Genomic DNA, 14,688 nt, shown 5'->3' on the forward strand with positions numbered 1-14,688 from the left:
CTCTCTGAGCTTAGCGCAGAAAATCAGTGGTGATGGCCACCTTCGCCATGGACGTGACCATGAGCGATTTCTTCCTGGCTGGCGTCACGGATGTCGATGATCTTGACCTGGAAATTCAGGCGCTGACCGGCCAACGGGTGGTTGCCGTCGACAGTGACATCGTCGCCGTCCAGATCGCGAATGGTGACGATCTGCATCTGGCCGTCCGGAGCAGAAGCGTGGAACTGCATGCCCACTTCCAGCTCGTCAACGCCTTCGAACATGCTGCGGCTCAAAGTGCTGACCAGTTCGGCAGCGTATTCGCCGTAGGCATCTTCAGGTTCTACAGCGACAGTCAGTTCGTCACCGACTGCTTTGCCTTCCAGTGCCTTTTCCAGGCCCGGGATAATATTACCTGCGCCTTGCAGGTAGACCAGCGGCGCGCCGCCGGCGGAGCTGTCGATGACCTCACCAGCGTCGTTGGTCAGGGTATAGTCGATGGAGACAGCCTTATTGGCGGCGATCAGCATGGGGCGAGACCTTTTGCATAAGAAAGATGAATGTCCAAGTTTAGCGAAGCAATCGCCCGAAAGCGAACACAACCCGGACAGACGGGGTGCGACGAAAGCCTCGACCGTCACAGGCTTTCATCAGGATGAGGATGGCCACTGGGTGGCCGAGCTTTCCTGCGGTCATACACAGCACTTGCGGCACCAGCCTCCGTGGCAATCCCGGGCCTGGGTGCTGGACCCTTCGCTGCGTAATGAAAAAATAGGCCATCCCTTTGATTGTGGTTGGTGCGCACAAGGCTCGGTTAGCGATAACCTTGGCGACTGAATTTCGGTAGATCGTCAGATATAGATGATCACCTGGCGGCCACGGCTGCCCACATGCACTTCCAGAGAATCCGCATGCAAACTTTTTTTATCGCGCCCACCGATTTTGGTGTGGGTCTGACCTCCATCAGCCTCGGGCTGGTACGTACACTTGAGCGGGCCGGTCTCAAAGTCGGCTTTTTCAAACCGATTGCCCAGCCTCACCCGGGCGACACGGGCCCTGAACGCTCTACCGAACTGGTGGCCCGCACCCACGGTTTGAAACCACCTCAGCCACTGGGCCTGGCCCACGTCGAGCGGATGCTCGGCGACGGTCAGCTGGACGAACTGCTCGAAGAAATCATCACCCTTTATCAGCAAGCCGCTGTCGGCAAGGACGTGCTGATCGTCGAAGGCATGGTCCCGACCCGCAGCGCCAGTTACGCGGCGCGGGTCAACCTGCATTTGGCCAAGAGCCTCGACGCCGACGTGATTCTGGTATCGGCACCGGAAAACGAAGTGCTGACTGAATTGTCCGGCCGGGTGGAGTTGCAGGCGCAATTGTTCGGCGGGCCGAAAGACCCGAAAGTCCTTGGCGTAATCCTCAACAAGGTCAAGACCGACGAAAGCATGGAGGCCTTCGCCTCGCGCTTGAAGGAACACTCGCCGTTACTGCGCAGTGGCGATTTTCGCCTGCTCGGCTGCATCCCGTTCCAGCCCGAACTGAATGCGCCGCGCACCCGCGATGTGGCCGATCTGATGGGCGCTCAGGTGCTCAACGCCGGCGACTATGAAACCCGGCGCATGACCAACATCATCATCTGCGCCCGCACCGTGCGCAACACTGTGGAGCTGCTCAAACCCGGTGTGCTGGTGGTAACCCCCGGCGATCGCGACGACATCATCCTCGCCGTCAGCCTCGCGGCGATGAACGGCGTGCCTCTGGCCGGCCTGTTGCTGACCAGCGACACCCTGCCCGACCCGCGCATCATGGATCTGTGCCGTGGCGCCTTGCAGGCCGGCCTGCCGGTGTTGTCGGTCAGCACCGGTTCCTACGACACCGCCAACCAGTTAAACGGTTTGAACAAGGAAATCCCAATCGACGACCGCGAACGTGCGGAGATCATCACCGATTTCGTCGCCAGCCACCTCGACGCCAACTGGCTGCACCAGCGCTGCGGTACACCACGGGAAATGCGTCTGTCGCCAGCGGTGTTCCGCTACCAACTGATCCAGCGCGCCCAAGCCGCCAACAAGCGCATCGTGTTGCCCGAAGGCAGCGAGCCGTTGACCGTGCAGGCCGCGGCGATCTGTCAGGCGCGCGGCATTGCCCGTTGCGTGTTGCTGGCCAAACCGGCGGACGTTGAAGCGGTCGCCCGCGCCCAAGGCATCGAGTTGCCACCGGGGCTGGAAATCCTCGACCCGGACTTGATTCGCGAGCGCTACGTCGAGCCGATGGTTGCACTGCGCAAGACTAAAAGCCTCAACGCGCCGATGGCCGAGCAGCAACTGGAAGACACCGTGGTGATTGGCACCATGATGCTGGCGCTGGATGAAGTCGACGGGCTGGTGTCAGGGGTCATTCACTCCACCGCCAACACCATCCGTCCGGCCCTGCAACTGATCAAGACCGCGCCGGGCTGCACGTTGGTGTCTTCGGTGTTCTTCATGCTGTTTCCGGAAGAAGTGCTGGTTTACGGCGACTGCGTGATGAACCCGCACCCGAGTGCCAGCGAACTGGCCGAGATCGCCTTGCAAAGCGCCGATTCGGCAGCGGCGTTCGGCATCATTCCGCGCGTAGCGATGATCAGCTACTCCAGCGGTGAATCGGCCAGCGGTGAAGAAGTCGAAAAGGTTCGCGAGGCCACATTGCTCGCCCACGAACAGCAAAACTCGCTGTTGATCGACGGCCCGTTGCAGTACGACGCCGCCGCCAACGAAACCGTGGCCCGACAACTGGCGCCGAACAGTCAGGTGGCCGGTCGTGCCACGGTGTTCGTGTTCCCCGACCTGAACACCGGCAACACCACCCACAAAGCCGTGCAGCGCAGCGCCGACTGCGTCAGCCTCGGCCCGATGCTGCAAGGCCTGCGCAAACCGGTGAACGACCTGCCGCGCGGCGCGCAGGTTGACGACATCGTCTACACCATCGCGTTGACCGCGATCCAAGCTGCCAACCGACCTATGGATCTTTAAATGCTGGATTTTCTACCTGCCCCCCTGCGCGGCGTGATCGCCTCGCTGTTGTTGGCGCTGAACACGATTGTCTGCTGCACGCCGCTGTTCGTGGTGGCGATCTTTAAACTGCTTCTGCCCTTCCCCGCCGCCCAGCGTTTCACCGACTGGCTGATGGGCCATATCCACGAAACCTGGATCAGCAACAACAAAGCCTGGATGGATCTGCTCGGGCACACGCGCTGGCAGCTCAGCGGTCTGGAAGGCCTGGACTATCAGCACTCGTATCTGATCACCAGCAACCACCAGAGCTGGGTCGACATCATGGTGTTGCAGTACGTGCTCAACCGTCGCATCCGCCCGCTGAAGTTCTTCCTCAAACAGCAACTGATCTGGGTGCCGGTGATTGGCCTGGCGTGGTGGGCGCTGGGTTTTCCATTCATGAAGCGTTACTCCAAGGCCTATCTGGAAAAGCATCCAGAGAAGAAAGGCAAAGACCTGGAAACCACCCGCAAGACCTGCGACAAATTCCGCAATAACCCGGTGGGGATTTTCAACTTCGTCGAAGGCACGCGCTTCACCGAGGGCAAACACGTACAGCAGAGTTCACCGTTCCGCTACCTGCTCAAGCCGAAAGCGGGCGGTATTGCCTTCGTGCTGGATGCCATGGGCGACCAGCTGGAAGCCATCGTCAACGTGACCATCCACTATCCGGCCGGGCGTCCGGGCTATTGGGATTTGCTCTGCGGGAACGTGAAGGACGTGGTGGTGCACTTTCAGGAGCTGAAGATTCCACCGCAGTTCGTCGGCAAGAACTACGACCAGGACGGTGTGTATCGGCTCGAATTTCAGGGTTGGATCAATCAGCTGTGGAATGACAAGGATGCGCTGCTGGGGCAGATGCACCGCGAGTACACCGCCAAGGTTTGAGGTGCCTGTACCGGCGCCATCGCGGGCAAGCCCGCACCCACAGTGGTTCTCTGTGAAACGCAAACTCTGTATTCACTAGAGATCCCTGTGGGAGCGGGCTTGCCCGCGATGGCGATCTCAAGGACACAAAAAAACCCGCAGACGATCACTCATCTGCGGGTTTTTTATTTGCAGCTAATGCTTAGATCGCGCCACGTTTACGCAGCAGATCCAGCACTTGCTTGACGCTTTCTTCCACTGACAGCGACTGGGTGTCGATCACCAGATCGGCATTCAGCGGCACGTCGTACGGGAAGGATTCGCCCGGGATGTTGTCGCCAGCCGCCGCGTACAGACCTTGCGGATCACGCTCGGCACAGACCGTCGGAGAGGCCTGGACGTAGACCGTCAGCAGACGCTCCTTGCCGATCAGTTCCCTGGCCTGCTCACGACCTTCAGCACTCGGCGCAACGAAGGCTGCCAATGTCAGCAAACCGGCTTCGTTGAACTGACGCGCAACGTGCGCCGCACGACGCCAGTTTTCGGTACGCCCGGCGCGATCCTGTGGCAGACCTTTATTCAGGTCGTGACGCAGGTTCTGGCCATCCAGTACGAACACCGCACGGCCCAGGTCGAACAGCTTGCGTTCAACCGCATACGCCAGGGTGCTTTTGCCAGCGCCCGACAGGCCGCTGAACAACACCGTAGCCGGTTGCTGACCAAAGCGCTGGGCGCGTTCTTCGGTAGCCACGTGAGCCAGTTTGCCGTGATGGGTGCTGGTGCCATGGCTCAACGGCTGGGCGATGATCATGCCGGCCGCGACCGTGCCGTTGGTCAGTCGATCGATGACGATAAACGAACCGGTGGTGCGGTTGCTGTCGTAACCGTCCAGCGCGATGGCCGCGTCGAGGCTGATCTTGACCCGACCGATCTCGTTCAGCTGCAGCGAGCTCGCCGGCCCTTCGGCCAAGGTGTTCACGTCCACGCGATTGACGATGCTGGTGATCGAACCCGGCACGTAAGTCGTGGCGCGCTTGATGTCGTATTTCTTGCCCGGCAGCATCGGCTCTTCGGCCATCCACACCAGCATGGCGTCGAAGGCGTCAGTCACCTGCGGCTGGTTGTCGGCATGCACCAGCAAGTCACCGCGGGAGATGTCGATTTCGTCTTCCATGGTCAGCGTCACCGCTTGACCAGGACCCGCATGCTCCAGCTCACCTTCGAAGGTGACAATGGATTTCACGCGGCTGCTCTTGCCCGACGGCAACACAACGACTTCGTCGCCCTTGTGCACGACGCCACTGGCCAGGGTGCCAGCGAAACCACGGAAGTTCAGGTTCGGACGGTTGACGTACTGCACCGGGAAACGCAAATCGGTGTAGTTGCGGTCGCTGGCGATTTCGACGGTTTCGAGGATTTCCATCAGCGACTGGCCGGTGTACCACGGCGAGCGCTCGGACTTGTTCACTACGTTGTCGCCCTTGAGAGCGGACATCGGCACGAACGCCATGGTGGTCGGCTTGAACGCGATACCTTCGGCGAACTTCAGGTAATCGGCCTTGATCGACTCGAAGACGCTTTCGTCGAAGCCGTTGAGGTCCATCTTGTTGATGGCGACAACGATGTGCTTGATGCCCAGCAACGAGGCGATGAAGCTGTGACGACGGGTCTGGGTCTGCACGCCGTAACGGGCGTCTACCAGGATGATCGCCAGGTCACAGGTGGATGCACCGGTGGCCATGTTGCGTGTGTACTGCTCATGGCCGGGGGTGTCGGCGATGATGAATTTGCGCTTGGCGGTGGAGAAATAGCGGTAGGCGACATCAATGGTGATGCCCTGCTCACGCTCGGCCTGCAAGCCATCGACCAGCAACGCCAGGTCGATGTCTTCACCGGTGGTGCCGACTTTTTTCGAGTCGCGGGTAATGGCTTCCAGATGATCTTCGTAGATCATCTTGGAGTCGTGCAGCAGGCGCCCGATCAGGGTGCTCTTGCCGTCGTCGACGTTGCCACAGGTAAGAAAGCGCAGCATTTCCTTGCGTTCGTGCTGGCCCAGATAGGCGAGGATGTCCTCGCTGATCAAATCAGATGCGTGCGACATGACAACCCCTTAGAAATAACCCTGACGTTTCTTTTCTTCCATCGAACCTGCGCCATCGTGATCGATGACTCGGCCCTGGCGTTCGGAAGTTCGCGTCAGGAGCATTTCCTGAATGATGTCGGTCAGGCTGGTGGCCTCGGACTCGACCGCACCGGTCAACGGGTAGTCGCCCAGCGTACGGAAACGGACCTTCTTCTTGACGATGCGCGCCTTGTCTTCGTCGCTCAAGTGATTGAGCAGACGCTCGTCGTCGATCATGATCCAGGTGCCGTTCATCTCGATGACGTCGCGTTCGGCTGCGAAATACAGCGGCACGATCGGGATGCCTTCGAGGTAGATGTACTGCCAGATGTCCAGCTCGGTCCAGTTCGACAACGGGAATACGCGGATCGATTCGCCCTTGTTGACCTTGCCGTTGTAGACGTTCCACAACTCGGGACGCTGGTTTTTCGGATCCCAACGGTGCTTGGTATCACGGAAGGAATACACGCGCTCTTTGGCCCGGGATTTCTCTTCGTCGCGACGAGCGCCACCGAATGCCGCATCGAAACCGTACTTGTCGAGGGCCTGTTTAAGGCCTTCGGTCTTCATGATGTCGGTGTGCTTGGCACTGCCGTGGGTGAGCGGGTTGATACCCTGCGCAACACCCTCGGGATTCACGTGCACCAGCAGGTCCAGGCCGAGCTCTTCGACCATGCGGTCGCGGAACGCGTACATTTCCTTGAACTTCCACTGGGTGTCGACGTGCATCACCGGAAACGGAAGTTTGCCCGGGAAGAATGCCTTGCGTGCCAGGTGCAGCATCACGGCGGAGTCTTTACCGACGGAGTACAGCATCACCGGGTTATCGAACTCGGCGGCGACCTCGCGGATGATGTGGATGCTTTCGGCCTCCAGCTGTTTCAGATGCGTCAGTTTGTCGACCATGGCTACTCACGAAAACGATCTTATGGACGGCCTGCGGGCCGTGTTCGAGCGGGGAATCCTAGCACAGCGCCCCCTTCTAATCAGGACGCTGGCTAGATCGAAAGGGTATATGAATATACCCCCTCGTTTGGGCACTCCAGATTGGAAACCCACCCCTTGTAGGAGCTGCCGAAGGCTGCGATCTTTTGATCTTGATCTTTAAAATCAAAAGATCGCAGCCTTCGGCAGCTCCTACAGAGGTGACCGCATTGCAGTCCGAAATCAAATAGGGTTCGGGCAATCGATGAAGATGTGCTCGAGGGCGAAACGTCGCGCCAGGTAATCGCCCAAAGCCTGCACACCGTAACGCTCGGTGGCGTGGTGACCGGCGGCGATGAAGCTGATGTCGTTTTCCCGGGCGCTGTGGAACGTCTGCTCGGAGGCTTCGCCGCTGAGGTACAGATCGACGCCGGCCAACACCGCCTGATCAATGTAACCCTGGCCGCCACCGGTGCACCAGCCGACCCGACGAATCATCTCGCTGCCTTCGATCAGCAATGGCTCGCGCCCCATGACTTCCTGCACGCGACGGGCGAAATCGCGAGGGGTCATCGGTTCGCTCAACGAGCCGACCAGGCCAACGACTTTCAGATTGTCCGGATCCAGCGGGCCTTCGACGGTGATGTCCAGTTGCCGGGCAAGCTGCACGTTGTTCCCGACTTCCGGGTGCAGATCCAGCGGCAAGTGATAAGACAGCAGGCTGATATCGTGCTTGAGCAGGGTTTTCAACCGGCGCTGCTTCATGCCGGTGATGCACGGGTTCTCGCCTTTCCAGAAATAGCCGTGATGCACCAGCACCAGATCGGCCTGGGCCTCTACCGCGGCGTCCAGCAACGCCTGGCTGGCGGTGACGCCGCTGACGATGCGCATCACTTGTGGCCGGCCTTCGACCTGCAAACCATTGGGGCAGTAATCGGCGATCTTCGCACTTGCCAGGTAGCGGTCGGCTTCTTCGACCAGGGTGCTCAGGGCGACGGCCATAAAAGACTCCTAAATATCCCGTTCAGAGGCGCGCTCGGCCTCGTATAATGCGCGACATTATGGGCGGTCTCACACCGCCTGCAACCTCTGTAGGACGTGCTTAATGCTCAAGGCGCTGCGTTTTTCCGGCTGGCCGCTGTTGGCCGGCGTGCTTATCGCTCTATTGATTATGCAGCGTTACCCGCAATGGGTGGGGCTACCGAGCCTGGACGTGAATCTGCAGCAAGCCCCGCAAACCCTCGGTTTGCAGCAGGGTCCGGTGTCCTATGCCGACGCGGTGACCACGGCCGCGCCGTCGGTGGTCAACCTGTACACCACCAAAGTGGTCAACAAGCCCAGCCATCCGTTGTTCGAAGATCCGCAGTTCCGCCGCTTCTTCGGCGACAACTCGCCCAAGCAGAAGCGTATGGAGTCGAGCCTCGGTTCGGGCGTGATCATGAGCCCGGAAGGTTACCTGCTGACCAACAACCACGTGACCAGCGGTGCCGACCAGATCGTGGTGGCGCTCAAGGATGGTCGTGAAACCCTGGCCCGAGTCATCGGCAGCGACCCGGAAACCGACCTCGCGGTGTTGAAGATCGACCTGAAAAACCTGCCGTCGATCACCGTCGGCCGTTCCGACAATATCCGTATCGGCGACGTGGCCCTGGCCATCGGCAACCCGTTCGGCGTCGGCCAGACCGTGACCATGGGCATCATCAGCGCCACCGGGCGCAATCAGCTCGGGCTGAACAACTACGAGGACTTCATCCAGACCGACGCCGCGATCAACCCCGGCAACTCCGGCGGTGCGCTGGTGGACGCCAACGGCAACCTGACCGGCATCAACACGGCGATCTTCTCCAAATCCGGCGGTTCTCAGGGCATCGGCTTCGCGATCCCGGTCAAACTGGCGATGGAAGTGATGAAGTCGATCATCGAACACGGCCAGGTGATTCGCGGCTGGCTCGGCATTGAAGTGCAACCGTTGAGTCAGGAACTGGCGGAATCGTTTGGTCTGTCCGGACGCCCGGGGATTGTAGTTGCGGGGATTTTCCGTGACGGCCCGGCACAGAAGGCCGGCCTGCAACTGGGCGACGTGATCCTCAGCATCGACGGTGAACCGGCCGGTGACGGTCGCCGTTCGATGAACCAGGTGGCGCGAATCAAGCCGACCGACAAGGTCACCATTCAGGTGATGCGCAACGGTAAAGAGCTCAAGCTCACGGCAGAAATCGGTCTGCGTCCGCCACCCGCGCCGATCAAGGAAAAGGAAGGAGAGTAAGCCGGTAACGGAGCTGCGCCCTCAGCAGCTCCACAACTCCGAAGCCGTAACAGCAGACATTCTCATTAGGCATGTTATATTGTTTCAATATTATTATTGGAACAACATAACATGTCGTCTCGAACAATGGCTTCCCTCGCAGGCCTGGCCCTCGGTTTGCTGGGGGATCCGGTCTTCGCCGAAGAGTCGCAAACCGTTGAACTGGACGCTATCAGCGTCACCTCCGACTACGAATCCCCCACCGGCCCGGTCAAGGGTTACCGCGCCACGCGCTCTGCCAGCGCAACCAAGACCGACACGGCCATTCGCGATATCCCGCAATCGATCAGTGTGATTCCCGTCAGTGTGCTCAAGGACCTGGGCAGCACCAGCGTCGAACGCGCCCTGGAATTTGCCGGTGGCGTATCGAAGCAGAACAACTTCGGCGGCCTGACGCTTTACGAATACAGCGTGCGCGGCTTCACCACGTCGGAGTTCTACAAGGACGGCTTCAGCGCCAACCGCGGCTATCCGAGCACGCCGGACGTGGCCAACATCGAACGCATCGAAGTGCTCAAAGGACCGGCCGCCAGCCTCTATGGTCGTGGCGATCCGGGCGGTACGGTGAACATCGTCACCAAAAAACCCCAGCCCGAAGCCTTCACCACACTGCAAACCAGCACCGGCAGCTGGGATCGCTATCGCACCGCCGTGGACGTCAACACCCCGCTGGATGATGAGGGCAACGTTCTGTCCCGGGTGAACCTGGCGGTCGAGGACAACCACAGCTTTCGCGATCACGTAGACAGTCAGCGTGTGTTTGTTGCGCCCTCGTTCAGCTGGCAACTTAACCCGGACACCAGCCTGTTGGTGGAGAGCGAATTCGTTCGCCACAGCTCGACATTCGATCGCGGTATCGTCGCGCCGAACAATAAATGGAGCGGCGTCTCCCGTTCGACCTTCCTTGGCGAACCCAACGACGGCAACATCGACAACCACAACAATCTGCTGCAAGCCGCCCTCGAACATCAGCTTAACGACCGCTGGAAACTGCGCCTCGCCAGCCATTACAAGGAAGGCAAACTCTGGGGCTTCGCCTCCGAAAACCGTCCCTTGAACGCCGATGGCCACACCGTCAACCGTCGCTATCGCGAGCGCGATACCAACTGGCATGACAGCATCACTCAACTCGAACTGCGCGGTTTGTTCGACATCGGTAGCTGGCAACACGAGCTGCTGATCGGCAGCGAATACGAGAATTTCCGCAAGAACGAACGGGTCACGACCATTGCCGGCGGCCCTTACGCCATCGATATCTATCGACCGATCTACGGCCAGCCGAAACCCAATGGCGCACGCTCCGGGACCGACTTCTTCGAGCATGTCGAAAGCCAGGCACTGAACCTTCAGGACCAGATCGTTTTCACCGACAAACTGCGCGGCATGATCGGTGCGCGCTTCGAACATTTCGAACAAAGCATCGACGATCACAGCCGCAACGCGACCAGCCGCCAGCGCCACGATGCCCTGACCCAGCGAGCCGGGCTGCTCTACCAACTGACGCCCGAAGTGGGGTTATTCGCCAACGCCTCCACCTCGTTCAAACCGAACAACGGGCTGGACGCCGCCGGCAAATCCTTCGACCCGGAAGAAGGCACCGGTTATGAAGTCGGGATCAAGAGCGAGCTGTTCGACGACCGCTTGAGCACCACCCTCGCCGCCTTCCATATCGAAAAGGAAAACGTCCTGGCGCTCGATCCGAGCACCGATTCCAGCCGCGCCATGGGCAAGGCCCGCAGCCAGGGTGTCGACCTGCAAGCCACCGGGCAAGTGACCGATGCCGTGCGAGTGATCGGTGCTTTCGCTTACATCGACGCCGAAGTCACCCAAGGCGACAAAGTGATCCCCACTGGCAGCCGAATTCTCGGCGTGGCCAAACGCAGCGGCAGTCTGTTGGGCGTTTATGAATTTCAGGATGGCCATTTGCGCGGTTCGGACCTTGGCGCAGCGTTCACCTACGTCGGCGATCGCTCGGGTGAAGCCGGCAGCGATTTCGAACTGCCGGCCTACCACACCGTCGACCTGCTGGCCCATTACAAGGCCAGTGAAAACGTCACCGTGGGCCTGAACCTGAACAACCTTTTCGACGAGAAATACTTCGAGCGGTCCTACAGCAACTACTGGGTCAACCCCGGCGAGCCACGCAATTTCACCGTCAGCCTGACACTCAACCTGTAAAAGGACGTCCACCATGCAACACCTAAAATCCTTGGCGCTACTCAGTCTGCTGTGTGCCAGCCAAGTCTCGGCCCACGGTCTCTGGACCGAACAACGTCGCGGCAACATCGAAGTCATCTACGGCCACGGCGCCGAAGACAACGCCTTCAAGGCGCAGAAAATCAGCGGCGCTTGGGCCTATGACGTAGCCGGAAAAATGATCCCGGTGAACGTGCAACGGCTGGCCGACCACGCCCGTCTGCAGCCGTTGAAATCACCGGCGGTGATGGCCGTGGCGCTGAACAATGGCATGTGGTCGCAGACGGCGGATAAGAAATGGATCAACGAAGGACGCAGCAAAGTACCGGGGGCCATTGAATCGACCCAGACCTTCAAATACAGCCTGGCGATATACCAGCCGGGGGCGAAGTTGCCGAAGCTCGATCAGATGAAATTGCTGATTCTGCCGGAGGTTGATCCGCTGACGGTCGGGCCGGGTAAATCGTTGCCGGTTCGAGTGCTATTGGACGGTAAGCCGGCGGCGGGCGTGAAGCTGGTGGGCGACTATCGTAGCGCGCCGAATACCTTGAGCACCGAGACCGACGCAGAAGGTCGGGCGCAAGTATTGGTGCGTAATGAAGGGTTGAATGTGATTGCGGCGCAGATGGAGATTCCGCTGAAGGACAACCCGGATGTGGCGACACGCGGGCTGTTCACGTCGCTGACCTTCCTTGGCGAACCGCATCACGAGTAACTCACCCAACCTTGTGGGAGCGTGGCTTGCCCGCGATGGGGACGCCGCGGTGCAATAGGTAGACCGCGTCATCGTTTATCGCGGGCAAGCCACGCTCCCACAGGATCGGGGAAGCCTTACAGGTCGCCGAGGCCGTCGATCAGCGCCTGATTCTGCTCCGGCGCGCCGATGGAAATACGCAGGAACTGGGCAATCCGCTCTTGCTTGAAGTGCCGAACAATCACGCCCTGTTCGCGCAACTTCGCCGCCAGCCCTGCCGCATCGTGCTTCGGGTGACGGGCGAAAATGAAGTTTGCTGCCGACGGCAACACCTCAAACCCCTTCGCTTCCAACTGCGCGACCACCTTCTCGCGACTCTCGATGACCAACCGGCAGGTCTTGTCGAAATACTCGCGATCCTCGAATGCCGCCGCAGCCCCGACAATCGCCAGACGATCCAGCGGGTAGGAGTTGAAGCTGTTCTTGATCCGCTCCAGCGCCTCGATCAGGTCCGGATGCCCCACCGCCAGGCCCACCCGCAGGCCCGCCAGCGAACGGGACTTGGACAGGGTCTGAGTCACCAACAGGTTCGAATAACGGTCCACCAGCGTGATCGCCGTTTCACCGCCGAAATCAATGTAAGCCTCATCCACCACGACCACCGAATCCGGGCTGGCCTTGAGGATTTGCTCAACCGCGTCCAGCGCCAACAGGCAACCGGTCGGCGCGTTCGGGTTAGGGAAAATGATCCCGCCGTTCGGCTTGGCGTAGTCTGCCGGGTTGATCTGGAATTGCTCATCCAGTGGCACCGCGTCGAATGCAATGCCGTACAACCCGCAGTAAACCGGGTAGAAGCTGTAGCTGATATCCGGGAACAACACCGGCTGATCGTGTTGCAGCAAACCGTGGAAAATGTGTGCCAGGACTTCATCGGAACCGTTGCCGAGGAAAACCTGATTGCCCTGCACGCCGTAGTACTTGGCAACAGCCTGCTTGAGCAGGTCGCTGTTCGGGTCAGGGTACAGACGCAGGTTGTCGTTCAGTTCGGTCTGCATCGCGGCCAACGCTTTGGGCGATGGGCCGTACGGGTTTTCGTTGGTATTGAGCTTCACCAGTTTCGCCAGCTTTGGCTGCTCGCCCGGAACGTAAGGCACCAGGCTCTTGACGAAGGGACTCCAGAATTTACTCATGTTCAGTTGCCCTGCCCTTGAAAAAAGTCTTCGTCAACGATGCGGTATTCGGCGCTGCGGGCGTGAGCGGTCAGCGACTCGCCACGGGCCAGCACGGAAGCGGTTTTGCCCAGTTCGGAGGCACCCTGCTCGGAGCAGAAGATGATCGACGAGCGTTTCTGGAAGTCGTAAACACCCAGTGGCGAAGAGAAGCGCGCGGTGCCGGACGTCGGCAGTACGTGGTTCGGGCCGGCGCAGTAGTCGCCCAAGGCTTCGGACGTGTGACGGCCCATGAAGATCGCACCAGCGTGGCGGATCTGCGGCAACCAGGCCTGTGGATCGGCAACCGACAACTCCAGGTGTTCTGGCGCGATACGGTTGGCGACTTCGATGGCTTGTTCCATGTCGCGAACCTTGATCAGTGCACCGCGACCATTGATCGAGGTTTCGATGATCTCGGCGCGTTCCATGGTCGGCAGCAGCTTGGCGATGCTCGCTGCGACCTTGTCGAGGAACTCGGCGTCCGGGCTGACCAGAATCGCCTGGGCGTCTTCGTCGTGCTCGGCCTGGGAGAACAGGTCCATGGCAATCCAGTCCGGATCGGTCTGGCCGTCACACACCACAAGGATCTCCGACGGGCCGGCGATCATGTCGATGCCGACCTGGCCGAACACGTGGCGCTTGGCGGTGGCGACGTAGATGTTGCCAGGGCCAACAACCTTGTCGACCTTCGGCACGCTTTCGGTGCCGTAAGCCAGCGCCGCAACTGCCTGGGCGCCGCCGATGGTGAACACCCGGTCAACCCCGGCGATGCAGGCCGCGGCCAGTACCAGCTCGTTGATTTCGCCGCGCGGCGTCGGCACGACCATGACCACTTCGGTCACGCCTGCAACCTTGGCCGGAATTGCGTTCATCAGCACCGAGGACGGGTACGACGCCTTGCCGCCCGGCACATACAGACCGGCGCGATCCAGCGGCGTGACCTTCTGGCCCAGCACCGTGCCGTCGGCTTCGGTGTAGCTCCAGGAATCCTGTTTCTGTTTTTCGTGATAGCTGCGCACGCGGGCTGCGGCTTTTTCCAGGGCTTCGCGCTGAGGCGCGGTAATCCGGGTCAATGCCAGTTCCAGGCGCTCGCGCGGCAGGATCAGGTCTGCCATGGAGGCGACTTGCAGGCCGTCGAACTTCTGGGTGAATTCCACCAGCGCCGCGTCGCCACGCTCGCGCACAGCCTTGATGATGTCCAGCACCCGCTGATTGACCGAGTCGTCAGACACACTTTCCCAGCTCAGCAGATGATCCAGATGATGTGCGAAATCCGGGTCAGCAGCGTTGAGTCGGCGAATTGCAGTCGGTGCGGTCATAGCGAGAGCCTCATAGGATTGGCAAAAACTCAGGCGCCC

General features: G+C 60.1%; 12 protein-coding genes. 6 read left to right on the forward strand and 6 right to left on the reverse strand.

Translation table 11 applies throughout. From position 1 onward, the window contains the following. Positions 1–23 precede the first annotated feature (23 nt). Complete coding sequence (locus KGB18_RS15225; RefSeq protein ID WP_007901600.1) at positions 24–509, reverse strand: peptidylprolyl isomerase; 486 nt, start codon at positions 507–509, stop codon at positions 24–26. On the opposite strand from KGB18_RS15225, the gene KGB18_RS15230 reads away from it, so the two are divergent. The 3 genes from KGB18_RS15230 to KGB18_RS15240 all read left to right on the forward strand — a co-directional run bounded on the left by KGB18_RS15230 (position 478) and on the right by KGB18_RS15240 (position 3,899). After that, on the forward strand, positions 478–816 hold the full coding sequence (locus tag KGB18_RS15230; RefSeq protein WP_223570186.1) for a DUF3565 domain-containing protein: 339 nt from the start codon (positions 478–480) through the stop codon (positions 814–816). The genes KGB18_RS15225 and KGB18_RS15230 overlap by 32 nt on opposite strands. A gap of 74 nt (positions 817–890) precedes the next feature. After that, complete coding sequence (pta, locus tag KGB18_RS15235) at positions 891–2,990, forward strand: phosphate acetyltransferase (RefSeq protein WP_123719995.1); 2,100 nt, start codon at positions 891–893, stop codon at positions 2,988–2,990. Continuing rightward, on the forward strand, positions 2,991–3,899 hold the full coding sequence (locus tag KGB18_RS15240) for an acyltransferase (protein WP_038978984.1): 909 nt from the start codon (positions 2,991–2,993) through the stop codon (positions 3,897–3,899). 181 nt (positions 3,900–4,080) lie between these two features. Here KGB18_RS15240 and cysN read toward each other — a convergent pair whose 3' ends face one another. From cysN to KGB18_RS15255, 3 genes are all read right to left on the reverse strand, one after another. Continuing rightward, positions 4,081–5,979: a sulfate adenylyltransferase subunit CysN gene (gene cysN, locus KGB18_RS15245; protein ID WP_123719996.1), complete on the reverse strand. Its 1,899-nt coding sequence runs from the start codon at positions 5,977–5,979 to the stop codon at positions 4,081–4,083. A gap of 9 nt (positions 5,980–5,988) precedes the next feature. Beyond that, complete coding sequence (gene cysD, locus KGB18_RS15250) at positions 5,989–6,906, reverse strand: sulfate adenylyltransferase subunit CysD (RefSeq protein WP_008008639.1); 918 nt, start codon at positions 6,904–6,906, stop codon at positions 5,989–5,991. Positions 6,907–7,167: 261 nt separating this feature from the next. Further along, positions 7,168–7,926: a Nif3-like dinuclear metal center hexameric protein gene (locus KGB18_RS15255; protein ID WP_007901591.1), complete on the reverse strand. Its 759-nt coding sequence runs from the start codon at positions 7,924–7,926 to the stop codon at positions 7,168–7,170. Between the two features lie 103 nt (positions 7,927–8,029). Here KGB18_RS15255 and algW point away from each other — a divergent pair, with 103 nt between their 5' ends. The 3 genes from algW (at position 8,030) to KGB18_RS15270 (ending at position 12,140) form a co-directional block, all read left to right on the forward strand. Further along, a complete protein-coding gene (algW, locus tag KGB18_RS15260) occupies positions 8,030–9,190 on the forward strand; it encodes a Do family serine endopeptidase AlgW (RefSeq protein ID WP_123719998.1) in 1,161 nt (386 codons plus the stop codon). A gap of 111 nt (positions 9,191–9,301) precedes the next feature. After that, a complete protein-coding gene (locus KGB18_RS15265; RefSeq protein WP_223570187.1) occupies positions 9,302–11,407 on the forward strand; it encodes a TonB-dependent siderophore receptor in 2,106 nt (701 codons plus the stop codon). Positions 11,408–11,420: 13 nt separating this feature from the next. Next, positions 11,421–12,140 (forward strand): DUF4198 domain-containing protein, encoded by a 720-nt coding sequence (locus KGB18_RS15270; protein WP_123720000.1) that lies wholly within the window; start codon positions 11,421–11,423, stop codon positions 12,138–12,140. Between the two features lie 116 nt (positions 12,141–12,256). Here KGB18_RS15270 and hisC read toward each other — a convergent pair whose 3' ends face one another. Continuing rightward, positions 12,257–13,309, reverse strand: a complete 1,053-nt coding sequence (gene hisC / locus KGB18_RS15275; protein WP_123720001.1) for a histidinol-phosphate transaminase — start codon at positions 13,307–13,309, stop codon at positions 12,257–12,259. Positions 13,310–13,311: 2 nt separating this feature from the next. Beyond that, positions 13,312–14,649 carry a histidinol dehydrogenase gene (gene hisD / locus KGB18_RS15280; protein ID WP_123720002.1) on the reverse strand — a complete coding sequence of 446 codons (1,338 nt, stop codon included), beginning with the start codon at positions 14,647–14,649 and terminating at the stop codon, positions 13,312–13,314. Between the last annotated feature and the right edge of the window lie 39 nt (positions 14,650–14,688).

Origin of the sequence: Pseudomonas sp. BF-R-26 (genome assembly GCF_019947395.1) — a bacterium.
Lineage (GTDB): Bacteria > Pseudomonadota > Gammaproteobacteria > Pseudomonadales > Pseudomonadaceae > Aquipseudomonas > Aquipseudomonas farris.